Annotated in this window: 27 protein-coding genes; 9 read left to right on the top strand and 18 right to left on the bottom strand. The window is 54.8% G+C overall.

Features of this window, described 5'->3' with window-relative positions; all coding sequences use genetic code 11:
• Nucleotides 1–80: 80 nt before the first annotated feature.
• Both Q4544_RS07805 and Q4544_RS07800 read left to right on the top strand, forming a co-directional pair.
• Nucleotides 81–1,235 carry a benzoate/H(+) symporter BenE family transporter gene (locus Q4544_RS07805; RefSeq protein ID WP_303505078.1) on the top strand — a complete coding sequence of 385 codons (1,155 nt, stop codon included), beginning with the start codon at nucleotides 81–83 and terminating at the stop codon, nucleotides 1,233–1,235.
• Between the two features lie 9 nt (nucleotides 1,236–1,244).
• Nucleotides 1,245–1,673, top strand: a complete 429-nt coding sequence (locus Q4544_RS07800) for an SRPBCC domain-containing protein (RefSeq protein WP_303505076.1) — start codon at nucleotides 1,245–1,247, stop codon at nucleotides 1,671–1,673.
• A 50-nt stretch (nucleotides 1,674–1,723) separates the two neighbouring features.
• Here the strand turns inward: Q4544_RS07800 and rpmE are convergent, their stop codons facing one another.
• Together rpmE and rplS are read right to left on the bottom strand one after the other, a co-directional pair.
• Nucleotides 1,724–1,945, bottom strand: a complete 222-nt coding sequence (gene rpmE, locus Q4544_RS07795; protein ID WP_303505075.1) for a 50S ribosomal protein L31 — start codon at nucleotides 1,943–1,945, stop codon at nucleotides 1,724–1,726.
• 11 nt (nucleotides 1,946–1,956) lie between these two features.
• A complete protein-coding gene (gene rplS / locus Q4544_RS07790; protein ID WP_303505074.1) occupies nucleotides 1,957–2,328 on the bottom strand; it encodes a 50S ribosomal protein L19 in 372 nt (123 codons plus the stop codon).
• A gap of 408 nt (nucleotides 2,329–2,736) precedes the next feature.
• On the opposite strand from rplS, the gene Q4544_RS07785 reads away from it, so the two are divergent.
• Nucleotides 2,737–3,942: an MFS transporter gene (locus Q4544_RS07785; protein ID WP_303505073.1), complete on the top strand. Its 1,206-nt coding sequence runs from the start codon at nucleotides 2,737–2,739 to the stop codon at nucleotides 3,940–3,942.
• On the opposite strand, the gene Q4544_RS07780 is transcribed toward Q4544_RS07785, so the two are convergent.
• Nucleotides 3,939–5,312, bottom strand: coding sequence for a PLP-dependent aminotransferase family protein (locus tag Q4544_RS07780; RefSeq protein ID WP_303505071.1), 1,374 nt, complete (start codon nucleotides 5,310–5,312; stop codon nucleotides 3,939–3,941). The genes Q4544_RS07785 and Q4544_RS07780 overlap by 4 nt on opposite strands.
• A gap of 113 nt (nucleotides 5,313–5,425) precedes the next feature.
• On the opposite strand from Q4544_RS07780, the gene Q4544_RS07775 reads away from it, so the two are divergent.
• Nucleotides 5,426–6,286, top strand: a complete 861-nt coding sequence (locus tag Q4544_RS07775; RefSeq protein WP_303505070.1) for a DMT family transporter — start codon at nucleotides 5,426–5,428, stop codon at nucleotides 6,284–6,286.
• A gap of 1 nt (nucleotide 6,287) precedes the next feature.
• Here the strand turns inward: Q4544_RS07775 and trmD are convergent, their stop codons facing one another.
• The 4 genes from trmD to Q4544_RS07755 all read right to left on the bottom strand — a co-directional run bounded on the left by trmD (nucleotide 6,288) and on the right by Q4544_RS07755 (nucleotide 9,213).
• Nucleotides 6,288–7,091: a tRNA (guanosine(37)-N1)-methyltransferase TrmD gene (gene trmD / locus Q4544_RS07770; RefSeq protein WP_303505069.1), complete on the bottom strand. Its 804-nt coding sequence runs from the start codon at nucleotides 7,089–7,091 to the stop codon at nucleotides 6,288–6,290.
• Nucleotides 7,092–7,150: 59 nt separating this feature from the next.
• On the bottom strand, nucleotides 7,151–7,666 hold the full coding sequence (gene rimM / locus Q4544_RS07765; RefSeq protein WP_303505068.1) for a ribosome maturation factor RimM: 516 nt from the start codon (nucleotides 7,664–7,666) through the stop codon (nucleotides 7,151–7,153).
• Nucleotides 7,667–7,807: 141 nt separating this feature from the next.
• Nucleotides 7,808–8,818, bottom strand: coding sequence for a hypothetical protein (locus Q4544_RS07760; protein ID WP_303505067.1), 1,011 nt, complete (start codon nucleotides 8,816–8,818; stop codon nucleotides 7,808–7,810).
• A gap of 17 nt (nucleotides 8,819–8,835) precedes the next feature.
• Nucleotides 8,836–9,213, bottom strand: a complete 378-nt coding sequence (locus Q4544_RS07755; RefSeq protein ID WP_303505066.1) for a nuclear transport factor 2 family protein — start codon at nucleotides 9,211–9,213, stop codon at nucleotides 8,836–8,838.
• Nucleotides 9,214–9,310: 97 nt separating this feature from the next.
• On the opposite strand from Q4544_RS07755, the gene ftrA reads away from it, so the two are divergent.
• On the top strand, nucleotides 9,311–10,297 hold the full coding sequence (ftrA, locus tag Q4544_RS07750) for a transcriptional regulator FtrA (protein ID WP_303505065.1): 987 nt from the start codon (nucleotides 9,311–9,313) through the stop codon (nucleotides 10,295–10,297).
• Nucleotides 10,298–10,452: 155 nt separating this feature from the next.
• Here ftrA and bluB read toward each other — a convergent pair whose 3' ends face one another.
• Genes bluB through ffh form a run of 6 tightly spaced genes read right to left on the bottom strand, consistent with a single transcriptional unit; the run spans nucleotide 10,453 to nucleotide 14,467 of the window.
• Complete coding sequence (gene bluB / locus Q4544_RS07745) at nucleotides 10,453–11,082, bottom strand: 5,6-dimethylbenzimidazole synthase (protein WP_303505064.1); 630 nt, start codon at nucleotides 11,080–11,082, stop codon at nucleotides 10,453–10,455.
• A gap of 17 nt (nucleotides 11,083–11,099) precedes the next feature.
• Complete coding sequence (gene rpsP, locus Q4544_RS07740; protein WP_303505062.1) at nucleotides 11,100–11,486, bottom strand: 30S ribosomal protein S16; 387 nt, start codon at nucleotides 11,484–11,486, stop codon at nucleotides 11,100–11,102.
• A 43-nt stretch (nucleotides 11,487–11,529) separates the two neighbouring features.
• Complete coding sequence (locus Q4544_RS07735) at nucleotides 11,530–11,826, bottom strand: chorismate mutase (RefSeq protein ID WP_303505060.1); 297 nt, start codon at nucleotides 11,824–11,826, stop codon at nucleotides 11,530–11,532.
• Nucleotides 11,823–12,410, bottom strand: a complete 588-nt coding sequence (locus tag Q4544_RS07730; RefSeq protein ID WP_303505058.1) for a GNAT family N-acetyltransferase — start codon at nucleotides 12,408–12,410, stop codon at nucleotides 11,823–11,825. The genes Q4544_RS07735 and Q4544_RS07730 overlap by 4 nt, the downstream gene beginning before the upstream one ends.
• Nucleotides 12,407–12,946: a GNAT family N-acetyltransferase gene (locus Q4544_RS07725; RefSeq protein ID WP_303505056.1), complete on the bottom strand. Its 540-nt coding sequence runs from the start codon at nucleotides 12,944–12,946 to the stop codon at nucleotides 12,407–12,409. Before Q4544_RS07725 ends, Q4544_RS07730 begins: the two co-directional genes overlap by 4 nt.
• A complete protein-coding gene (gene ffh, locus Q4544_RS07720; RefSeq protein WP_303505054.1) occupies nucleotides 12,947–14,467 on the bottom strand; it encodes a signal recognition particle protein in 1,521 nt (506 codons plus the stop codon).
• Nucleotides 14,468–14,951: 484 nt separating this feature from the next.
• Here ffh and Q4544_RS07715 point away from each other — a divergent pair, with 484 nt between their 5' ends.
• Entirely contained in the window at nucleotides 14,952–16,910 is a 1,959-nt protein-coding gene (locus tag Q4544_RS07715) for an ATP-binding protein (protein WP_303505052.1), read from the top strand.
• A gap of 79 nt (nucleotides 16,911–16,989) precedes the next feature.
• Here the strand turns inward: Q4544_RS07715 and Q4544_RS07710 are convergent, their stop codons facing one another.
• Nucleotides 16,990–17,532 carry an FMN-dependent NADH-azoreductase gene (locus Q4544_RS07710; RefSeq protein WP_303505050.1) on the bottom strand — a complete coding sequence of 181 codons (543 nt, stop codon included), beginning with the start codon at nucleotides 17,530–17,532 and terminating at the stop codon, nucleotides 16,990–16,992.
• 104 nt (nucleotides 17,533–17,636) lie between these two features.
• Here Q4544_RS07710 and Q4544_RS07705 point away from each other — a divergent pair, with 104 nt between their 5' ends.
• Complete coding sequence (locus Q4544_RS07705; protein ID WP_303505048.1) at nucleotides 17,637–18,530, top strand: LysR family transcriptional regulator; 894 nt, start codon at nucleotides 17,637–17,639, stop codon at nucleotides 18,528–18,530.
• Here Q4544_RS07705 and Q4544_RS07700 read toward each other — a convergent pair.
• Nucleotides 18,527–18,886, bottom strand: coding sequence for a helix-turn-helix transcriptional regulator (locus Q4544_RS07700; protein ID WP_303505046.1), 360 nt, complete (start codon nucleotides 18,884–18,886; stop codon nucleotides 18,527–18,529). The genes Q4544_RS07705 and Q4544_RS07700 overlap by 4 nt on opposite strands.
• A 131-nt stretch (nucleotides 18,887–19,017) precedes the next feature.
• Between Q4544_RS07700 and Q4544_RS07695 the strand changes: the two genes are divergently transcribed.
• A complete protein-coding gene (locus Q4544_RS07695) occupies nucleotides 19,018–19,914 on the top strand; it encodes a DMT family transporter (protein ID WP_303505044.1) in 897 nt (298 codons plus the stop codon).
• 85 nt (nucleotides 19,915–19,999) lie between these two features.
• Here the strand turns inward: Q4544_RS07695 and Q4544_RS07690 are convergent, their stop codons facing one another.
• From Q4544_RS07690 to Q4544_RS07680, 3 genes are read right to left on the bottom strand one after another with little or no spacing between them, the layout of a single operon-like run.
• Nucleotides 20,000–21,310, bottom strand: a complete 1,311-nt coding sequence (locus Q4544_RS07690; RefSeq protein WP_303505042.1) for a TRAP transporter large permease — start codon at nucleotides 21,308–21,310, stop codon at nucleotides 20,000–20,002.
• Nucleotides 21,303–21,818 carry a TRAP transporter small permease gene (locus Q4544_RS07685; RefSeq protein WP_303505040.1) on the bottom strand — a complete coding sequence of 172 codons (516 nt, stop codon included), beginning with the start codon at nucleotides 21,816–21,818 and terminating at the stop codon, nucleotides 21,303–21,305. Before Q4544_RS07685 ends, Q4544_RS07690 begins: the two co-directional genes overlap by 8 nt.
• A 6-nt stretch (nucleotides 21,819–21,824) precedes the next feature.
• Nucleotides 21,825–22,859, bottom strand: a complete 1,035-nt coding sequence (locus tag Q4544_RS07680) for a TRAP transporter substrate-binding protein (RefSeq protein ID WP_303505039.1) — start codon at nucleotides 22,857–22,859, stop codon at nucleotides 21,825–21,827.
• Between the two features lie 176 nt (nucleotides 22,860–23,035).
• Here Q4544_RS07680 and Q4544_RS07675 point away from each other — a divergent pair, with 176 nt between their 5' ends.
• Nucleotides 23,036–23,515 (top strand): MarR family winged helix-turn-helix transcriptional regulator, encoded by a 480-nt coding sequence (locus Q4544_RS07675; protein ID WP_303505037.1) that lies wholly within the window; start codon nucleotides 23,036–23,038, stop codon nucleotides 23,513–23,515.
• Nucleotides 23,516–23,518 lie beyond the last annotated feature (3 nt).

The following is a 23,518-nucleotide window of genomic DNA, read 5'->3' as shown; positions in this document are numbered from 1 at the left end:
CACTCTCAGGGTTCGCCTTGCGATATTTGCACGGCGAGGGTTAAGTCTCAGTTTAAGAATTCACGACAAGGTAGAGCGTTATGTTGACAGGAATGCGGTATTCGCATGTCATTGCCGGATTTATCGCGGTTTTGGTGGGCTACGCGGGCAGTGCGGCCATCATTTTCCAAGCAAGTGCAGCCGCTGGCGCGACACCGGCACAGGCGAGCAGTTGGATGCTGGCGCTTGGTTTAGGTTGTGCGATCAGCAGTGTTTACCTGTCATTGCGTCACAAAATCCCTGTCCTCACTGCGTGGTCCACGCCCGGTGCGGCGCTGTTGGTCGTGGCTTTGCCGGGGACGTCGCTGGAGCAAGCGGTCGGCGCGTTTGTGTTTTGCGGTGTCTTGCTGTGGCTGACCGGTGTGACGGGGTGGTTTGAAAAACTGTCAGCGCTGATCCCGGATGCTTTGGCAAATGCGATGTTGGCTGGTGTGTTGTTCAAGTTTGGGATCGGGATTTTCACCTCTATCCAAATGTCACCTGCCTTTGTCGCGATTATGGGGCTCACCTATGTCCTCGCACGTCGTTGGGCTGCGCGGTTTGCTATTCCTTTGGTGCTGCTTGTCGGGTTGACCTTTGCGGTCGGCACGGGGGCGTTTCAGGGATTAGCAAACATCCCACTGACGCTAGCCAAGCCAGTGTTTGTTATGCCCGAAGCAAACCTGTCAGTTTTGATTGGTGTTGGCCTGCCGCTGTATTTGGTCACGATGTCCTCGCAGAATATGGCGGGTGTGGCTGTTTTGCGTGGGGCGGGGTATCGGCCACCGATCTCATCTGCGCTGAGTGTCACCGGAGGATTGACTGCAATTCTTGCGCCCTTTGGTGGATTTGCCTTTAACCTTGCCGCGATCACCGCCGCCATTTGTGCAGGCGAAGAGGCTGGTGCGGATAAGGCAAAGCGCTATTGGGCGCCGGTTGTCAGTGGTGTGATGTATTTGCTGCTGGGTTTGTTTGGGACAACGGTGGTTGGTTTCTTCCTCGCGGCACCCGAGGTGTTTGTGGCGACCTTGGCGGGGCTCGCGTTGTTGCCAGTGATCGCCGCCAGCCTATCGGCCGCACTAGAGGGCAGCGCGACCCGAGAGGCGGCCTTGGTCACGTTTCTGACCACAGTCTCTGGTATCTCGTTTTTCGGTGTTGCTGCGCCTGTCTGGGCCTTGTTGTTTGGCGGTGCGGTGTGGGTGTTGTCTCGACGGTAAGTCGCAAAATTGCGCAAAATCGGGTACGCTGCAGAAATGCAGATCGAAAAATCCTACCGCCTGCCTTTTGCGCGGCAGCGCGTGTTTACCGCTTGGGTATCGTCAGAAACGGTGGTTGCACCGGCCATTCGCATGTTTGTCGAACCGTGGGTTGGCGGGGCGTATCACTTATTTATGGATGATACCGACGCGCCGAGCATGGCTGGAACGTTCCTTGAGGTCTCTGAACATCAGAGCCTACGATATACGTGGGAATGGTTTGGGGATGGGCATGTGAGCGAAGTCGCGGTGCAGTTCACAGACGATGGAGAAGGCACTTTGATTTCGCTGTCGCACGGCGGTTTTCATAGCGTGGAAAGCTATCAGGCGCATGATTTGGGCTGGGATAGTTACGTCCGCGGTGTGACCAATATCCTAAAACGCCAGGCCCCCAAATGAAAACGCCGCCCTGAAAAGAGCGGCGTTTTGCATGAAAAAGGAAGTTGGGATTAGAAGCCCAGACCTTCGTATTTCTTTTTGAACTTGGATACGCGGCCACCGGCATCCAACAGGCGGGATGTGCCGCCGGTCCATGCTGGGTGCACAGATGGGTCGATGTCCAGCGCCAGTTGGTCGCCTTCTTTGCCCCATGTGGACTGCATCGGAACGATGGTGCCGTCTGTCATTTTGACGTTGATCAGGTGGTACTCTGGGTGTGTATCTTTTTTCATGAGACCACTCCTTACGCTTTAGGCTTGTAGTTTGTGTCTTCTGCGATACGTGCGGATTTACCACGACGTGTGCGCAGGTAGTACAGCTTGGAGCGACGAACGCGACCGCGACGTACAACTGTGATGCTGTCGATGTTGGTGGAGTGCAGAGGGAATACGCGCTCTACGCCTTCGCCAAAGGAAATCTTACGAACTGTGAAAGAACCCGCAATGCCTTTACCGTTTTTACGGCTGATGCATACGCCTTCGTAGTTCTGAACACGAGAGCGCGTGCCCTCGGTTACTTTAAAGCCAACGCGGATGGTGTCGCCGGCTTTGAAATCTGGGATGTCGTGACCCAGAGAGGCGACTTGTTCCGCCTCGATTTGTGCGATCAGGTTCATCTGACCTTCTCCTTAATATGTGCCCGTGGTTATTCCACGAAGATTTACGCGTCCTCAGAGCTCTTGGTCTTCGACCGGGTCCGCCTTAGCGCCCGCCAGAGTTCAGGTCGTCATTCCTTGATATTGCTTTGTTTTTCCATGTCTTACGCGCCGTAGGCAGAAGAAGGCCTGTTTAGCGAAAGATGCGAATACACAAAGCACCCGAGTCGGAGTCCGACCGGGATGGGCGGCTTGTAGGCCAGAAGTCCCTGTGTGGCAAGGCCCATCGTGGTTTCGCGGCGAAACGCGTTGCCGTTGAACCGACCGCTGCGTTCATAGTGGAAATTCGTACGATTCGAGCATTGAAACGTACGATTGGGGGGTGTTCTTTTAGCTTGCTTCGTTGCTGTTCCCGTCGGATAGATCGGTATGTTTAAAACTCCAGCTATTACCTTCATTTTGATTACGCTGATGATTGATGCGATTGGCATCGGCATCGTCTTTCCGATCATGCCGGACCTGATGGACCGCGTGGGTGCAGGTAATACCGGACAGGGCGCGTTTTGGGGTGGGTTGTTGATGGCGGCCTATGCGGGGGCGTTGTTTCTGAGTGGCCCGATAGTCGGAAGCATTTCGGATGCGGTTGGTCGTAGGCCGATTTTGATCGCAGCGCTGACGATGCTGTCCCTAGACTATGTGATCATGGCGCTTGCGGATAGTTTCTGGTTGCTGTTGCTCGGCCGCACGCTCGCGGGGTTGGCTGGGGCAACTTATATTACCGCCACGGCCTATATTGCGGATATTTCATCGGCCAAGGAAAAGGCGGCGAATTTTGGTCTGATCGGTGCGGCCTTTGGGATTGGCTTTGTGCTTGGTCCGGCCTTGGGTGGCCTTGCTGCGGAAATCAGTATCTCTGCGCCATTTTGGATTGCGGCTGGTCTGTCTGCGGGCAATGCGTTGTTTGGGTATTTCGTGCTGCCAGAGAGTTTAGAGCCGGACAAGCGCCGGCCCTTTGGTAAGCGTGATCTGAACCCGTTTAAGTCGATCTTTGATGCGTTTCGCCTGCCGGGGCTAGCGGTGCCGCTGGTGTGCATCTTTGTCTTTGAATTTGCCAATATGGTTTATCCAACGCTGTGGGCGTTTTGGATACGTGAGGTGTTCAACTGGCCGACGTTGTATATTGGGCTGTCGCTTGCGGCTTATGGCGTTTTGTTGGCGAGTGTCCAAGGTGGGTTGTTGCCCATCTTTATCGGAAAGATTGGGGAATACCGGACGTTGATGTTGGGCATGGGCTCTGCGGTGATTGGCCTAATTGGGTTCGGTTTTACCGGGAGCTTTACGGCGCTGGTGATTTTTCTGTTGCTCGCGGCGCTGGCGGATCTTGTGCCTGCGCTAATGACGGCGATGGCGTCGAACCAAACGGATGAAGATCGGCAAGGGCTGGTGCAGGGTGTTATTGCGTCGCTTTCCTCTGTTGCGGCTATTCTGGCCCCGCTTGTGATGACAGGCATTTTTAAGGCCTCTGTCGACGAAAAGGGGATCTATCTACCCGGCGCGCCTTATCTGTTTTCGGCGGTGCTGGTTGTGGCGATGGTTCCGTTGGTGATCCGCTTAAAGGGCCATGCGTCGGCCTAGGTTTCGTTTAGCAATGTGTTCAGGATTTCATAGCACCGGTCGTTTTGCATTTGGCTGACGTTAAAGCGCATAAAGGATGTCTTGGATTGCGAGGCACTAAAGACGTTGCCGGGGGCAAGAACGAGGTCTTGCTTTAGCGCCGCTTGGGCGATTTTAGCCGCATCAGTTTGCGCAGGTAATTCACACCATAGATAAAAGCCGCCACGTGGTTGGATGGTTGGTTTGATGCCGATGGTTTCGAGTTTCGTGATCGCCTCTGTGCGGGCGAGGCCGAGGCGTTTGTGAAGGGTCGCCATGTGTTTGCGATAGCTGCCGTCAGTCAGGGCAGCATGCAGGATGCTAGAGACGAAGGGGCTTGGCCCGCCGAAGTTGGTGGCGACTTGCAGGTCCGTCAGCGCCTTGATCCAGTCTGGGCGCGCGATGATGTAGCCGCAGCGCAGAGACGCCGAAAGCGTTTTGGAAAAGCTGCCAATCCGTAGGACGCGCTGCATTCCATCAAGGCTGGCGAGCCTTGGGGAGGGCGTGGATTCAAATTCGGAAAAGATGTCGTCCTCTACAATCAATAGATCATGGGCTTTGGTGAGGTTAAGAACACCTTGGGCCGTGGTCTGTGAAATGGTGGCACCGGTTGGATTGTGAAGCGCAGAGTTGGTGAGATAAAGCCGCGGTTTTTCGCGGGTTAGGATGCGTGCGAAGTGATCTAGGTCTGGACCGTTGGTTGTGAAAGGCACGCTGACGATGTTGATCTGATGGGCGCGCAGCAGGGCGTTGAAGTTGAAATAACATGGATCGTCGATCAACACGGTGTCGCCCGGTCGCAGCATTAGGCGGCAGATCAGATCAAGTGCTTGGGAGCCTGAACCGGTTAGCAGAACCGCATTGGGATCCGTCGGGTCGCCCTGCTGGGCGATGTGCTGACGCAGTTCGATGTGCCCCTGCGCGTTGCCGTAGTTGGTAAGAACGTGGTTTTCAAACGTCGCCTGTTTGCGCATCGCGCGGCGGAGCGAGCCGACGGGCATCCAATCGGCAGGCAGCCAACCGCATCCGGGCTTTTCAATGTTTTCTCCGGTGTCGATTGATTGGCGCGCGACCCAAAGGGGATCAACGGACCGATCCAATTGCGGCCCTGTTTCGGCGACAGCAAAGGGTTGGGTGCGGTCGGCAACGTAAAAGCCCGATCCTTGGCGGGCAAAGATCACACCCTCGGCGACCAAGAGGTCGTAGGCCTCTGACACGGTGGAGGGGGATAGGTTCTGTTCGCGCGCAAAGGCACGGATCGAAGGAAGGCGATCCCCCGGCACCAAAGCGCGTGATCGCACACGGCGTTTGATTTCGTGGGTGACAGAGGTGCGCAGGGTTGTCTTGGTCATTTGCTCGCCAGTGTATGGGGAATTTGGGCAGTACAGTTTTGCGTGATTGTACTGTTTTTCGGCTGACGAGGCTAGGCGGCTGTGGTTATGTCGGGCCAACACAGGGGTTTGATATGCAGTCTTCGTTTTCGGGTTGGGGCAATGGAATGCTGGGCGTTCTGATCTTTAGTGGGTCATTGCCTGCGACGCGCGTGGCGGTTGGCGGATTTGATCCGTTGTTTCTGACCTCTGTCCGGGCGGTTGTGGCGGCGGGCTTGGCGTTGATCTTATTGGTGATCTTTCGGCAAGTGCGGCCAGAGCGGTCCGAGGTGTTTTCGCTGATTGTGGTGGCGCTGGGCGTTGTGGTTGGCTTTCCGCTGCTGACAGCGATGGCGCTGACGCATATCACCGCGGCGCATTCGGTTGTGTTTACCGGGCTGTTGCCGCTGTCGACCGCGTTGTTTGGCGTGTTGCGCGGCGGAGAGCGCCCATCCCCGGCCTTTTGGGTGTTTTCAGTTGTCGGGGCGACGGCGGTTGTCGGATTTGCTTTGTCGCAAAGTGCAGACGTGTCTTTGGTTGGTGATCTGTTGATGCTGGGCGCGATTGTCGTCTGCGGCTTGGGCTATGCCGAGGGCGCAATGCTGACGCGGCGGTTGGGTGGTTGGCAGGTGATCTCTTGGGCGTTGGTGATGGCCCTGCCAGTGATGGCTGGTTTGGCAATTTATGCGTGGCCGGGGCAGGTGGCGGGTTTATCGGTTTCGATCTGGATCAGCCTTGGCTACGTGTCGGTGTTTTCGATGCTGATCGGCTTTGTGTTCTGGTACCGCGGTTTGGCGGCAGGCGGCACAGCGGGGGTCGGTCAGCTGCAATTGTTGCAACCGTTTATTTCCCTATTGCTCGCGGCATTTCTGTTGGGCGAAGCCGTGGCGCCGCTGATGATTGCAACAGCTGTATTCGTTGTGCTCTGTGTGGCTGGCGCGAAGAGGTTTGCGTGACTTAGGTCTTGTCTGACTTCGCCTGAAAGGCATCCCACAAATCCGGTCTGCGGTCTTTGGTGATGTCTTCGGACATTTTCTGGCGCCATTCGGCGATTTTGCCGTGGTGGCCGGACATCAACACCTCTGGTATTTCGCGGCCCATCCATTCGGCGGGGCGGGTGTATTGGGGATGTTCCAATAGGCCATTGCTATGGCTTTCGTCCTCGATGCTTTCGGCATTACCAAGGACGGATGGCAACAGGCGCACCGTGGCGTCGATCATGGCTTGAGCGGCGATCTCGCCGCCGGTTAGGACGAAATCGCCAAGGCTGACTTCTTGGATGTCGTAGTGGTCCAGCACGCGCTGGTCGACGCCTTCGAAGCGACCGCAGAGCAGGGTGACGCCATCGTATTGCGACCATTCCCGTGCCATGGCTTGATCAAAGCGTTTGCCACGAGGGGAGAGGTAGACCAGCGGGTTGCGACCGCGGGCTTGGCGCATAGTATGGTCGATGGCTTTGCCCAACACGTCGGGGCGCAGGACCATGCCCGCGCCGCCGCCAGCTGGGGTGTCGTCCACATTGCGATGTTTGCCGTCACCAAAGATACGCAGATCTGTGGTTTCTAGCTGCCACTTGCCGTCTTTCAACGCCTTGCCCGTCAGGCTTTCCCCCAGAACACCGGGAAAAGCACCGGGAAAGAGCGTGATGATCCGCGCCGTCCAGGCATTGGCGAGACGCGGATTATGCGTCATCAGCTCGCGCGGTTTGAGCGAGACAGAGATCGACTTGCGGCCGTGGGATTTGTTTTGTCGCTCGGTCATGTGAACGTCTTTCTAAAAAGCACGCAATTCGGAATCAGAAGGGTAGGTTGGTCGTTGCTTTACTCAAACAACCCTTCGGGTGGGTCGATGATGATGCGGCCTGTGGCGAGGTCTACGGTGGGGACCGCTGCCTTTGTGAAGAGCATTAGAACGGTGTTCTTTAAACCCGGACCATGGATTTCTAGCATGTCTTCGGCGCCGTTGTTTTGGACGGATTTGACGGTGCCCAAAACGGTGCCACCGGTGTCGCGGACTTCGAGGCCGATGAGGTCGGAATAGTAGAATTCATCGTCGCCAAGTTCTGGCAGGCGGTCACGGGGAGCGAAGAGTTGCACGCCTTTTAGAGCGTCTGCATCTTCTTTGGTGATCACACCGGACAGGCGGCCCACGATACCGTTTTTGATGCTGCGGGTCAGCACCACATCAAAGCTACGGCTGCCGTCCTCGACGGAGAGGGGGGCGTAATCCGCAATTGCTTCGGCCTCTGCCGTAAAGCTTTTCAGGCGCACTTCGCCCTGGACGCCATAAGCTCCGGCGATTGCGCCTACGCAGATCAGTTCATTTTTCTCGGCCATCGTGACGCCCTTTGTTGGTCATGGGCGTGATAGCGTTTTGCGGGGGGGAAGGCAATTCGTGGTGTTTGGTGGGGGCAGGAGGGTTGACAGCTGTGCGGATGAAGTTGCCGTTCGCCAACCTGCAACGAACGGCTGAAAGTTTCAAATGCCAAGACTTCGTGCCATCGCATCAACAATTGCAGCATGGACTGCTTCGCGGTTAGCTCCAGGGGGATCTGTACAAACCGCATCATCGTCTTCTTCCAATAGAATTTCTTCTGCCGCCGGCTTGCACAAGGGCATTGCGGTGAAGTGGAAGGCAGGCTCGTAGCGTTCGATCTTCGCACTCGGGAGCAAAGCCGACAAGCCACTGGCATCAAAGTCCACCGCCTGCATGCGGTCGCCTTCGCCGCCCATAGCTATCATAAGAACGTTGGAAACGAGACGTTCGGTGTCTTCGGGCTCAAGGCCCCATACAAACCCAGGATCAATAGCCGCGACTTGGGTGATGCGAGGGTCTGAATAATCAGCATTCCAGACTTGGGGATCAATGTCTTGTATCCGCACGTCTTCGGACAAGAGTATATCACATGCATTCATGTTGGCGTAGGTCCTACACGCCTCTACCAAGCCGCCGTGATTGCCAGACAATCCGCCCATCGAAAGCGCTGTCCAGCCCCCGAATGAAAACCCCGAAGCCATAACGCGCGTCATATCTACGTGGTCCGCAAATTCTGGATCAACGATAACAGCATCAAGGGCAGCGGACATATCCGCGACCCGTGTCCAGTGCTTGGCCCCTTCGCTCATGTCGAAATCACCCCACGTTGAATTTGCATGAGTCACGGAAATAACAATCGCTCCACGCTGGGCAAGTGCGGCCCCTAACCAAGCTTGTGCGCGGACTGTTCCTCCCATCCCGTGGCTAAACAAAACAACTGGATAGGACCCCTGAAGAACGCGCGCATCTATTGCGGCATCGACGCCATAGAAAACCGGATTGTCGCCGAACAGTAATGGCTCTCCTCCACCGCCGTTAGGATACCAGATCGACACGCCAGCTGTGCCAGCATGATGGGGCATTTCAACGTCCAAAAGCCGAAGGCCAACATTGCCTGCGGCGACAGCGGACGCCGCGCAACTAAGAGCTATTGCGTAAAGTACGTGTCTCATAAAATCGGTCTTTCTGTTTAAATTTCGATGGTCTGTTCGAGGTGCCAAATCTTGGACACGATCTTCCAACCGTCTTCTCCACGCACGAACCCAAGGTGGTCCAGGAATACGGATTGATGGGCTCGAATGCGGATCTTGACGGTCGCGCTGAGCGGGGACAGGAAGTCGATCATTAACACCTCTGCCTCCAGTGCCTGACCTGCGCTGGCTGGTGATTTGCGGCCAGCGACATCTTGGCTGAAGCTATCAATCGGCTCGACAAAAATCGTGCCGTTGTCGGCATCAAAAAGGCTGGATTCCGGGTGAAAGACCGCGTTCAATTTCTTGGTATCGCACTCGTGGATCGCGTCAAAGTAAGTGTTGATTGCCGCCAGAAGGTCAGTTTGAAAAGTCATTTTTTGTCTCCATTGCTTTGGGGTGAACAAGACTTGCCATGAGGGAAAAATTCGCGATACTGGCAAAATTGACAACATACAGTCGGATTCTGCCAAGATGACAAAATTTGCCGCTTTGCCTGAAAAACACCCCTTGGTGTGCGCCCTTGCCTATGACGGGCTGTGCACCTTTGAATTCGGAATTGCAGTGGAGCTATTTGCGTTACCGCGACCGGAATTTGAAAACTGGTACAGGTTTGCGACCGTAAAGGCCGATGCAGGGCCAATTCGTGCGGTTGGTGGTATCACCATTGATGCGCAATACGATCTTGGTATGCTGAAGGCCGCCAGCCTGATCATTATCCCTGGATGGCGCGGCGCCGATACACCTGTGCCCGAAGACCTGTGTGCAGCTTTGCGGGCGGCTTACGAAAACGGTGCGCGCGTTGCCTCTATCTGTTCGGGTGTTTTTGTTTTGGCAGCTGCGGGCCTTTTGGATGGGAAAAGTGCGACGACGCATTGGCGCTATACTGATAAACTCGCGGAGCGCTATCCACAGATCAACGTCGATCCTGATGTATTGTTCGTTGAAGGCGACCGGGTGTTTACCTCTGCTGGGTCAGCGGCGGGCCTTGATCTTGGGTTACACATTATTCGACAAGATTTTGGCGCACAGGTCGCGTCGTCTGTGGCCCGACGGTTGGTGCTGCCCGCACAAAGGGACGGTGGCCAGCGCCAATTCGTGCCGCGTCCTGAACCAAAAGCCCGTATTGGGTCGAGCCTTGCTGCATTGCAGGACCGTATTCGTGCGTCGATTGATGAAGAATGGCCGGTAGAGCGTATGGCCGGCGCCGCTGGCACAAGCGGGCGAACATTGGCACGGCGTTTTCATGAGGAAGCGGGCACAACACCGTTGAATTGGCTCAAGGTGGAACGTGTTTCGCGCGCCGCTGAGTTACTGGAAAACGGGGCTATTCCACTCTCTGATGTTTGGGAAGTTTGCGGTTTCGGGTCCGCAGAAACCTTTCGTCGCGAATTTCGAAAAACCATGGGTGTTCCTCCTGTGCGATACAGAGAACGCTTGGGCGCGCCGCTGGGCGTATAACCCGATAGGGTCACCTTGCGGGCGCATTTGGGCGCAAAATCATCAATCCGGACATTCGTGCTACGCGCAGCAACGGTCAACATGGGCTCATTGCGGGCATTGGGACAATTGGCTGACGTTTAGAAAAGACTCAGCTTTGGTGGCGCCAATTCGCTTTACCGTCTTTCAACAGGCAGATGCTGCCTGCGGTCTTCCCAGCCAATCTTCTCGAGTTCGGGTGTTTTAGACACTGTTTCAGGGTAGCCGACACAGAGGTAGGCGACCAATGACCAGCCTTCTGGGGCATTCAAGTCTTGGTTTAATTGCACCGGATCAAGGATCGACACCCAGCCAACACCCAGGCCTTTGGCGCGGGCGGTGAGCCAGAAGAGGTTCACTGCTCCCACGACAGAGTAACGGCGCATTTCTGGCATCGATTTGGCACCTAGGCCTGCGCCTTTGGCGGTGTCGTCGTCGCAATAGATGGCGAGTTGCACCGGGCTTTCGGCCATGCCGGATAGTTTCAGGCCAGCATACATCTTGGCCTTGTCGCCAGCGTAGCCTTCTAGGGCCTGCGCATTTGCGGTTTTGAAATTCTCATATGCTGCGGTACGTGCAGCGTCGCTTTCCACGCGGAGGACCCGCCAGGGTTCCGAGAGGCCCACAGAGGGGGCGAGGAGGAAAGCATCGAGGCACTCTTGGAGGAGTGCCTCGTCCACGGGATCAGTGCGGAAGCGGCGTACATCACGCCGCCACCGCATGAGCCGTGCTAGCTCTTCCTGGAAAGATTGGGCGAAAGCCTCCATTCCAGAAATACGCGGGCTTATTCAGCCGCTGCTTCTTCAGCTGGAGCTGCTGCCGCTTCGGCCGCTGCTGCTGCTTTAGATGCTTTTTCTTCTGCGCGCTCTTGAGCTTTTTTGCCTGGAACCGCTTTCTTAGGGTTGGAGCGCTCTTTTTTCGCTACGATGCCAGCGGCTTCGAGGAAACGAGATACACGGTCAGTGACCTGTGCGCCTTCACCCAACCAGTACTGAACGCGCTCTACGTTCATTTGTACGCGCTCTTCGCTGTCTTTTGGCAGCAGTGGGTTGTATGTGCCCAGTTTTTCGATGAAGCGGCCATCACGTGGCATGCGGGAGTCCGCTGCAACGATGCGATAGAAAGGACGCTTTTTAGAACCGCCGCGGGCGAGACGAATTTTCATAGCCATGGTGAGTATCTCCTATAATGGCGTGAGCAGGGACGTATCCCTGTTATTCCTGGTGTTTCTTGTGATGACGGATGACTTCCTGAATGATGAAATTCAGGAAAGCCTTGGCAAAATCGGGGTCCAGGTGGGCCCGGCTTGCCAGATCTTCTAGGCGTGCAATCTGCTTTGCCTCACGGGCTGGGTCAGATGGCGGAAGGTCGTGTTCAGCTTTCAGCTCGCCCACGGCCTGTGTGTGTTTAAAGCGCTCGCCCAAGGTATAGACGAGGATCGCGTCGAGGCGATCAATGCTTTCGCGATGTTCTTTTAGCAGCTCGGCTGCGCGGGTTACGGCGTCAGTCATGGCAATGTCTCCTGATGGACCGTGGCGGAGAGGGTGTAACGGTAGATCAGCATCAGTGCGCCGTCTTCTTGGACGGTGCCGTCCGGCATTCCGCCAAGACGCTTGGCCAACGCGATCGAACGTTCGTTCGCAGGATCAATGTAGCTAACCAGTGTATCGCGCTTTAGCGTGTTGGCTGCAAAGTCGAGCGCAGCCGTGGCCGCTTCGGCGGCGATCCCCTGACCTTCTGCCTTTGCGGTAAACAGAAAGCCTAGCTCTGGCTCTTGATCACCGGGCTCTAGGCCGATGATAACAAAACCAAGCAGTTCCCCTGCTTTGGTTTCAACGGCCCACCCGCCATGTCCATGTAGCATCCAGTTAGACGAAAGCTGGATGAAATCGAACCAACCATCTTCGCGGCTGTAAGGGCCGCCAACGTAAATGCCGCGGTCTGTGCAGACGATCTCTGCATAGACCGCGAAGTCTTCGACACATGGCGCACGCAGCGTCAGGCGTGTTGTCGCAAGCTGGGGAACGGTGCTGGTGATTTGCGCAGCAATGTCCGCCGCAACACCGGTGGATGGCATTTCGCAAGCATAGGTCATGCGTAGGCCTCCACATTGCCGTCAGGTTCAGGGCGTGGGTGGCGGTAGATCAGGCACGGCTGATCGGGCTTTGGCTGTGGTGCCTCTGGGTCAAGCTTAGCCCCAAGGCGTTCGGCCAATGCGATAGACCGAATGTTGTCTTTGTCTATGTAGCTAACGGCGGTTTCCCAATCGAGGACTTCGAAGGCATGGTGAAGCGCGGCTTGCGCCGCTTCGAATGCGTAGCCTTTGCCTTCGGAGCCGTTCAGCATGAACCAACCGATTTCAGTTTCGGGCCAATCGCCCGGAGTCCATGGGCCGATTAGACCAATGATGTTGTCATTGTCTTTGGTTGTTACGGCCCACATGCCGTAGCCAAGCAGATCCCAGTGGCCCACTTCGGCAGCGAACTGACGCCATGCTTTGCCCATTGTATATGGGCCGCCGACATATTCCGCGCGCTCAGACTGAAAGAACGCGACCACAGAATCGAGGTCACGCGCCGCAGGCTTGCGCAGGATCAAACGATCCGTGGTTATGATCGGCGTGTCGGTCACTTATTTCTTTTTCCCAAAGCCGGAAAGACCGGGTGGTAGGCCGCCGCCACCGCCAAGACCCGGAAGGCCGCCCATGCCGCCAGCGCCAAGTTTTTTGGCTGCCGCTTCAAGCGCTTTTGGGTCCATTTGGGAAGGGTCCATGCCTGCTGGCATCTCTGGGCCGCCTTTGCCGCCGAACATGCCTTTCATAGCTTGTTTCAGCATGCCGCCTTTGCCCATTTTGCCCATCTTCTTCATCATGTCCGCCATCTGGCGCTGCATTTTCAGAAGTTTGTTCAGATCAGCAACTTCCATACCGGCACCTTTGGCGATCCGCTTTTTGCGGGAGGCTTGTAGGATTTGCGGGTTGGCGCGTTCCATTTTGGTCATCGACTGAATCAGCGCGATTTGCTGTTTCAGGATTTTGTCGTCCATGCCTGCTTCTTTGACCTGATTTTTCATCTTGGCCATGCCGGGCATCATTCCCATCACGCCTTCCATGCCGCCCATCTTGATCATTTGCTCAAGCTGCATTTTCAGGTCGTTCATGTTGAAGCGGCCCTTTTGGAAGCGCTTCATCATGCGTTCGGCTTGTTCAGCCTCGATGGTTTCTTGAGCTTTCTCAACAAGGGCAACGATGTCGCCCATGCCAAGGATTCGGCCCGCGATACGTTCTGGTTCGAATGTTTCCAGCGCGTCCATCTTTTCGCCGAGACCGACGAATTTGATCGGCTTACCTGTGACAGCGCGCATAGACAGGGCTGCACCACCACGGCCGTCGCCATCCATACGCGTTAGGACAACACCAGAGATGCCGATTTTGCCGTCGAACTCTTCGGCAACCTCAACCGCGACCTGACCGGTTAGGCCATCGACCACCAGAAGGGTTTCGCGTGGGTTGACCGCGTCGCGGACGTCTTCGACCTCTTGCATGAGGGTCTCGTCGATTTGCAGGCGGCCTGCGGTATCGAGCATGTAGACGTCATAGCCAGCAAGTGTGGCTTGTTGTTTTGCACGTTTGGCAATCTGAACCGCGGATTCGCCTGCCACGATAGGCAGGGTATCAACGCCGATTTGTTTGCCGAGGATCTCAAGCTGCTGCATCGCCGCTGGGCGGTAGATGTCGAGCGAGGCCAAGAGAACGCGCTTGCCCTCTTTTTCTTTTAGGCGTTTGGCGAGCTTACCGGTTGTTGTGGTTTTACCGGAACCTTGCAGACCAACCATCAAGATCGGTGCGGGCGCGTTGTCGATTTTCAGCGCACCGGGGTTTTCATCATCGCCCGCCAGAACATGTTGCAGCTCGTCATGGACGATTTTGACAACTTGCTGACCCGGTGTGACGGATTTGGTGACAGATTGGCCTGTGGCCTTTTCCTGCACTGCTTTGACGAAATCACGCGCAACCGGAAGCGAGACGTCAGCCTCTAGCAGGGCAACACGGACTTCGCGCAGGGCGGTTTTGACATCTTCGTCAGACAGGGCACCCTGTTTGGTCAGGCGATCAAAGACACCAGAAAGGCGTTCGCTTAGATTTTCAAACATCGCTTTCGGCTCCTTTTCAGCCTGTTTCCATGTGGATCGAGATAGGCACGATCCGCTCAAGTGCTAGCCCCATACAAGAATGCCCCCGTGGGCGAAACTCGCTGACGGGGGGCGATCCCGGCCATAAGGCCATGGGACCGGAAGCATATAGGACTCCCGGAATTGGGATGCGGGTAAACCGCTCGCGGTGAAGAGTCAAGTTTTGTTGCGAAACTGGTTTGAAATATGAGGCATAGGATTTGGCAGGTTAATGCCCAGTTACCAAAGTGCACCACCTGAGGTTGACAGGTGGGATATCAATTGTCGTACAAAGGGTGAGGGCCGTTGTTTGGCCCGCCGCGACTATCGATAGTTATCCTTAATTCGGGAAACGTGAATGGAAGGCAAACGAAACAAAGTACTTTGGGCATCGTATTACGCCAGTTCTTTAATTTTAATTTGTTTGCTCACCGCTACTTTTTGGTTCTTTTTTGAACGCCAGCGATTGGCGGACGTTGACGCGCGCGCGCGGGCAGAAATTCAGCAAGGCCTTGATGAACTTTCCTCGTCACTGGAAATGCACATTTCGCACAACGCACATGTGTTGCGGGCGATGGAAAGTATGCTGTCGCTTGATCCCAATATGAGCAAAGCGCAATTCGCACGGATTGCAGAGGCGTTTTTCGCAGATCATAGCGAGCTCAAGTCGGTCGCGGTTGCACCAGATTTGGTTGTGGATCGCGTGTACCCCTTGGAAGGCAATGAAGCGGTTTTGGGACTAGATTACCGCAAGCGGCCCGATCAGCTGGATGCGGTACAGCGCGCAACAGAAGCTGCTGGCGTTGTCGTCGCGGGACCAGTGAACTTGGTGCAGGGCGGACGTGGTTTGATTTTGAGAAGTGGTATTCGCGTTTCTGATCCCGCAGAACTGGGACTACAGTTGTGGGGTGTGATCTCGTTGGTGCTGGACGTTGATGAGATTTTTGAAGAGGCCGGCGTCGCAGATGCACCGTTTCGGTTGGCGATCCGGGGGCGGGATGCGTCCGGTCCGATGGGCGATGTCTTTGTCGGGCAGCCGCATACATTTGCAGAGATGCCAGTGACACGTAAAATCGAATTGCCTGTTGGCAGTTGGTTTGCAGCGGCGACTCCTTCTGCAGGATGGATTCCGCCGGCGGGTATGTTGATGCAGCTGCGCTTAAGCTTTGTTGTCGGTGGGCTTGTATTGCTTGCGGTGATTTGGACGGCGTTGCGGTTGGTGCAATTGCGAATACGCGCAATTGCGCAGCTGACCAATGCGATCAACAGCATTGATGACGGCTTTGCTTTATATGACCCCGATGATCGGATGATCATTTGCAATGATAAATACAAAGAGCTGTATGCGGTGTCAGCCGACCTCTTTGTTCCGGGGGCCAAGTTCGAAGACATTATCCGCATTGGGATCGAGCGCGGACAGTATTCAGAAGCTGAGGGGCGTGAAGAAGAGTTCTTGGCAGAGCGGTTGCAAGACCACAAAGCCGCCAATCGTGTCGTTGAGCAAAAGCTTGATAATGGACGTTGGCTAAAGATCGCGGAATCGCGGACGCCAGACGGCAGTACCGTTGGGTTCCGGGTGGATATTACTGAACTGAAAACCGCCAAGGAAACAGCAGAGCGGGCGAACCAAGCAAAGTCAGAATTCTTGGATGTCATGAGCCACGAGTTGCGCACCCCTTTGACTGTGGTTCTGGGGGGCACTCCGTTCTTATGTAAGCCCGAGCTGTTGCCCGCAGCGAATAAGCTTTTTGCAACGTTAGAAGCCAAAGGCGAGGAAGGGGCAGTGATCAAAGAGGACGTCGATGCCTTGCTGGTATCGCTGAAGTCGCTGGCCGGAAAGGTCGAGCGTTCTGCCAAGCACCTGTTGACGTTAATCAATGACGTGTTGGACTTCTCCAAGATCGAAGCGGGACGCATGGATATGTCCATAGATACGCTGGATGTGGCTGAGCTGGTGGAGGACTTGATTGAAGACTTCTCGCAAAAAGCAGAGAGCAAATCACTGACACTAGAGGCTGATGTGCCGTCGCAGTTGATCGCAGTGGACGAGGTGCGCTTGCGTCAGGTGTTTATCAACATCATCGGCAATGCTTTAAAGTTCACAGACACTGGCGGCCTACGGATAACAACAGCGGATGTCGGGGCTTTCCTAAGGATCAGTGTGACCGATACGGGCTGTGGTATTCCCGAAGACCGTTTGGAATCCGTGTTTGAAAAGTTCACACAAGTCGATTCCAGCTCGCGCCGTAAAGCTGGCGGAACAGGGTTGGGTATGGCGATTTCAAAGAAGATCGTCGAGCTGCATGGCGGTCAGATTTCTGCGAAGAGTCGATTGAATGAGGGAAGCACGTTTTCCTTCACCGTCCCAAAGGCCAGTGCGGAAACGGACGCAGCGCAACCCAAGACGGCCAATGCCGCTGGTTAGTGCGTTAGTGAAGTTAAGAAAGTTAAAACCCCGCAGAACAGGTCTACGGGGTTTTAGAAGTTAGCGTTAATTGCTTTGCTTAGGCCGCAACTGAATATGCCGACGCGTCGTCGTTATTCAGGATTGTGACATCTGTTAGGCCCAAGAAGCCAAAGAACATTTTCAGATAAGGGGACGCAAAGTCATTTTCAGTCCCAACAGGAACGCCACCGGTCGCAATGGTGACGATAACCTTTTTACCCTCGAGCAAACCTTTGGGGCCGTTTTCGGTATACTTAAATGTGACACCTGCGCGGCTGATTTGATCCAGCCATGCCTTTAGAACAGCAGGAACATGGAAGTTATACAAACCAGTGCCGATAACGATTGTGTCGGCTGCTTGAACTTCTTTCACGAGCGCGTCTGAAAGCTCCAGCGACTTTGCTTGCGCTTCTGTGCGATCTTCTGGTGGAGTAAATGTTGCAGTTACCCATTCTTCATTCAGGAATGGGACACCTTCATTCAGGTCGCGGCGCAGAACGGTATCCGCATTTAGTTCAGATACGATATGTGCGGAGTTTGCGCGTGAGATAGAGCCGGTTTGGCGCGCTGACGCGTCGAGGTGTAGAATTGTGTTAGCCATTTTTGAAATCCTTTGTGACGTTGGAAATCAATATTGTTCGTTGCACATTTGAACACAATGTATCAGAATGCACTTGAGTTGTTCCTTAATGCACAGGTCTTGGAATGGATAATTGGGATGAAATCCGCACGGCATATCAGGTCGCGCGTTTGGGTACCGTAAGCGGTGCAGCTGATGTTTTGGGGGTGCACCACGCCACCGTCATCCGCCACATTGATGCATTAGAAACCCGATTGGGTGTAAAGCTATTTCAACGGCACGCGCGCGGCTATACTGCCACAGAGGCGGGCGAAGACATGATGCGGGTTGGGCAGGCAACGGACGATCAGTTCGGCCAGCTCGAAGGGCGCATAAAAGGCCGTGGTGCGGATGTGACCGGTGAGCTGGTGGTCACTTCCTTGGCGACCATGTCCAAACGGCTGACCCCGATCTTAACGGATTTTCAGGCGCTTCATCCGGGATTGGTCATTCGGTATTTGACCGATGACCGTGTCTTTCGGTTGGAATACGGCGAGGCGCATGTCGCCATTCGGGGCGGAGCTGTCCCGCAAGAACCTGATAATGTCGTTCAAAACTTGGGCACTTTGGACGTTGGTCTATATGCCACTGACCGCTACATCGAACGCAAGGGCAAGCCGGAAACGCTGCAGGATTTTGCGCAGCATGAATTTGTAGGACCAGACAACGAGAAGAGCCGCGCCCCATTCTATCGCTGGCTAAGCACCGTTGTTCCGCGTGAAAATGTGGTCTTCCGTGGGACTGACCCGGCCGGATTGGAACAGGCGGTTCTTAATGGCGCGGGCATCGGCTTCTTGCAGCGTTGGCGTGCGGAAACAACCGAAGGGTTGCACCAAATTTGGCCTGCTCAAAGTGAGTGGCACGGCTCTGTCTGGCTGGTCACCCATGTTGATTTGCACAGAACCGTAAAGGTTCAGGCGTTTTTGGAATACTTAAAAGAACGCGCGGTTGAGTGGACAGATATCCCAGACGAGACCTAACCCTGATGTGGGGCCTCGTCCGGCTGCGTGTCGGGGCCTGCCTCTAACTCTGTCTCAAGGAACCGCTCAAAGGCGTCTAGGTTGACCGGTTCAAATTGGCCAAAGCCCTGCATCCAAACCGTGGCTTCGCGCATTGAATCAGGCTCTAACTTGCACCATTTCACACGCCCGCGCTTTTCCTGACTGATCAGGCCAGCCTTGGTTAGAATGATCAGATGTTTGGAAATAGCGGCGAGCGACATTTCGAACGGCTCGGCGACATCGGTCACGGCCATATCATCTTCGAGCAGCATGGCCAGTATTTGGCGGCGTGTCGGATCGCTCAGAGCGGCAAATATGGTGTCTAGATCACTCATCCGCGCCATACTACCGAGAGGGCAGGCTAAGGGGAAGCACGAAGCGTGATTGCGCACGTCACGAAATTGAATTGGACTAACGCTGCAACGCGTCTTAGTCGGCTGCAAGAACAATAAAGGAAGGAAGCGCAATGCCGCTGCGATATTGGGCCTACATCATTGTGCTGGCAGTAGCTTGGGGCTCGTCGTTCTTTTTTAACGAGATTTTGCTGCGTGAGCTTGGGCCATTGTCTGTTGGCATGGGCCGCGTTGGCATGGGCGCGCTGGGCTGTTGGATTTGGCTGTTTGTGACAGGACGTCCAAAGGCGCTGCCATTGAACCTGTTGGGTATCATGGCGGTGTTTGGCGCGTTTCAATATGCGATCCCTTTGACCGTCTATCCACTAACGCAGCAATACATCACCTCGTCTGCCGCTGGGATTGTGAACGCCATGACGCCGGTCATGGTGGTCTTGGTCAGTCACTTCTGGCCGGGTGGTGAGAAAATGACAGTGATGCGCAGCATTGGCGTGGCATTGGGCTTTGTCGGCATTGTGCTATTGGCGGTGCCATCGTTTGGCGGGCAGGGCGACTCTGACCCGATTGCGCTGATCCTGACGATTGGTGCGCCGATCTGCTACGCCTTGGCTTTGAATGTGGTGCGCAAGCTGGACGGGTTGGATCGCGTTCTTCTGACGGCTTGGTCGTTGACCTTGGGAATGGTCATGATTTCACCGCTCGCCTTGGTCGTCGAAGGCGTCCCGGTGATCACGCGTGTAGAAACCTGGGTGGCCTTGGTGGTTATCGGATTTTTGCTGACCTCGGCGGCGTTTATTCTGCTGTTCTGGCTGATACCGCGCGTGGGCGGCACAACCGCTTCAACGATCACCTTCCTGGCGCCGGTTTCGTCCGTGTTCTTGGGTGTGTTCGTTCTGGCAGAAACGCTGTTTTCGATCCAATTCCTTGGAATGCTTGTGATCTTGTCCGGTCTCTTGTTTGTCGATGGCCGGTTTTTCAAATGGCTATTGGGACGAAAATCCGCCGCCTAAAGGCATGGATTTGCAGGTCCGGTAAACATGACAAAGGCGAGCCAGTGCGGCTCGCCTTTGTTGTTTGTGTCTAAGTTGGTCCTAGCTAACCGATCAATATCAAGCTGGTGATGGGCAAGGCCACCAATAGCGCGAGGCGGAACAGATCAGCGAACCAGAAGGGCATAACTCCGCGGAAGATCGTCGTAATCGACACATCCGTCAAAACGGTGCGCAGGACGAAGACGTTCAGTCCGATAGGTGGAGAGATTAGGCTGATCTCGGTGACCACGACCACAATAATCCCGAACCAAATCGCCGTGTAATCCGGGTTGGACAACAGTCCAGTTCCAAAGTCGAGCGACATAACAACCGGGAAAAAGATCGGCACCGTCAGCAAGATCATGGAAAGGCTTTCCAGAACCGCGCCTAGGATGATGTAGATCACGATCAGGATAAAGATCACCATATAGGCGCCAACATCCAAGCTTGTGACCCAAGCCAGAATAGCATCTGGCAGACCCGCATAGCTGATGAAGTTTGAAAAGATCTCTGCGCCAATCACCAGTGCAAAAATCATGGCACTGGTTTGGATCGTATCAACACAGGCTTCCCACAGTTTCTTGAGTGTTAAACCGCCAAGGAAGAATGCGATCAGCAGCGCAATAAATGCGCCAATCGCCGCCACTTCGGATGGGGTAAAGATACCGCCGTAGATGCCGATGATGATCACGGCAAACAGAAAGATAACTGCCGCGACGCCTTTCAGGTCACGCGAACTCATCTCAATGCGTGTTGCGTCATTGGCCGCAAGCTCTGGTTTGATGCGTACGATCACCGCTACAGCCAGCAAATAGAACAAGATGCCAATCACACCGGGAATGATCCCCGCAATGAACAGTTTGCCAATGTCTGCCTCGGTGATCAGACCGTAGATGATCAGAACAACAGAAGGCGGGATCAGAATGCCCAAGGTACCGCCCGCGGCAATGGAACCGGTGGCTAGGCTATCGGCATATCCCGTTTTGCGCATCGTAGGCATGGCCACTTTGGACATGGTCGCCGCTGTTGCCAAGGACGATCCGCAAACGGCAGAAAAACCTCCACAAGCCACAATGGTTGCCATCGCAAGACCACCCTTGAGCTTGTAAAGCGCGCGGTGTGCTGTGGAGAACAGCGCATCAGACACGCCAGAGCTTGTCAGCAGGTTCCCCATCAGAATGAACAGCGGAATAACCGACAGCGTAAAGGACATCACCGTATCAAACGCAGAGTTCCCAGCCAGCCGAAAAGCGGCGTCCCAGCTGCGCAACAGGGCGAAGCCGATGGTGCCGACCATAATCATGGCAAAGGCGATAGGAACACGGACCAAGACCAATGCGAATAGGGCTGCAAAGCCAATAAGGGATTCAATCATGTTTTGTCTTTCCCAGCGTTTTGAACAGCAAGCCCACGAAAACCAAAGCGCTAAGGGCACAGCAAGCCGAAGCCAAATAGGCCGGCCAAGAGAGTGGAATTTCTAAGGAGTTCGTGACTTGGCCATAACGCGCAAAGCGTTCCGCGTAGTCAAAGATCTGCCACGCCAAGACAGCAAAGATCGCGAACCCGCAGAGATGTGCAAATGAGCTGCTGATCTTCATCATGACCGGGGACTTGGGCTCGATCAGTTCTACCTCGACATGGGTGCCTGCACGGCATGCCAATGGCATTGATAAGAAAACCAAGCACACCAAAAGCAATTCAGTAATCTCAAAGGCACCGCGAATAGGGCGATTGACGATATAGCGCGCTATGACATCCGTGCTGGTCAAGGCCATCATCGTCAAAAGTGTCAGCGCACTGAGCGCGGTTAATATACGTGAGACGACCAGCCAGATCCTATCGATCTGGCTGGTCGCGGAGACTTTCGTCTGTTCCGGTTGCATGCAACGTTACTCCGCAGCTTGCGCGCGGATGGATGCAAGTGCGGCTGTTCCGTCATAGCCTTGATCGGCTAGAGCTTTGGACCAGTCCGCTTCTTTCGCATCAGCGATGGCTTTGATACCTGCCACAACTTCTGGCGACGCATCATAAACCTGCATGTCAGACTCGTTTACAACGTCCCAACCGCGTTGATCTGCTTTGTCCCAAACAGAACCGGCAACCGCCGCAAGTGTCGCGCCAGAAATCGCCTCGATCGCCGCTTTGTCAGCGTCAGAAATATCGTTCCACTTATCTTCGTTCATCACAAGGAACCAGCTTGTATTATAAATGCCGCCCGGAATGCGCATTGTGTGGGTCAGGTGATCAGACAGGTTAAACGCGCGAATGGCTTCGCCTGGGAAGGTCACACCGTCGATCACGCCGGTTGAAAGCTTTTCAAACACCTGACCTGGGCCCATGAATTGCGTCGTCGCGCCAAGTTCGCTGACCAACTCGGCAATATAGCCGCCGGGTGTCCGGATTTTCAGGCCTGCGAAATCCTCTGGCGTTTTGATTTCACGTTGATTGTTGTGGAATAAACCCGGGCCGTGCACCCAAAGGCTTAGCAACTTTGCGCCTTGGTGCTCTTTATCGGCTTCCAGTTCACCTGTGTAGACGTTCCAATACGCCTCCGAGAGGGATTCTGCGTTTTCACCTAGGAATGAAAACTGGCCAATCCGCGAGCGCAAAAAGCGATTGTCGGTTGTGAAGCTGTGCAAACCAAATGTGATGTCTGCGATGCCATCAATGGCCAAATCGAAATGCGCAGGCGGCGGCCCTAACGGACGCGGCAGGATGCGCACAGTAACGCGGCCCTCAGTGACCTTGCCAACCTCTTCAGCCCATGGCTTGACGATTTCACTAACAACGGGGTGCGCTGGTGGCAGCCAAGCTGACAAAGCAAGTTCCTCAGCAGAAGACTGCGTCGCTGCAATGCTCAAGGCAGATGCAGTGGCCGAAACGGATAGCAAACGGGCAAAACGCCCTACAATCGAATTCATCATTTATTCCTCCCAAGATATTAAAGTCGCAGTAAGAATGCGGCCTCTAATTGGTTTCTGATGAAACTATTTTTGCAAGTTAATTGCAAGTGAAACTTTTTTCTGGCCGTTTATGGCTGAAATGAGGATACTTATGAAAATGTGACTAAAGGCGTGTCGGCCGCGCATGGGAGTGGAAAGTGCTTAATAACAAAGAATTAGCCGAGGATACGCCTATCGTGCTGCAGGATTTCTTTCCTTATATAACGCGCCATTTCTATACAAAGGTGAGTGGCGCCGTCGCTCGAGTTTACCAAGATAGATACGATATGAAGCCAGATGATTGGCGCACGATGGTGATCCTTGGAGTCGATTCCCGGCAAACGGCTGCTCAGATTGTTGAGACCTCTAGCATGGATAAAGTCGCGGTTAGCCGCGCCGTCGCCCGCATGCGAAAACGCGGCTGGTTGATTGAAACTGCAAATAAGAATGATGGCCGCAGCCGGTTCCTTGGACTGTCCAAGGAGGGCCTTGCCGTCTACGCCGATCTGGTTCCACGGATGCGAAAGCTGGAAAAGGAATTGCTCTCGCCCTTATCAAGCGACGAGCTGAATTGCTTGTTAGAATGTTTTGACAAAGTCGCCGAGCAGGCTGACCGCGCGAGTGCTGAACCCGCATAGACA

It is taken from the genome of Cognatishimia sp. 1_MG-2023, assembly GCF_030548175.1.
GTDB lineage: Bacteria > Pseudomonadota > Alphaproteobacteria > Rhodobacterales > Rhodobacteraceae > Cognatishimia.
Note: the sequence above shows the minus strand (reverse complement) of the source record. Positions and strands in the feature narration are given on the sequence as shown.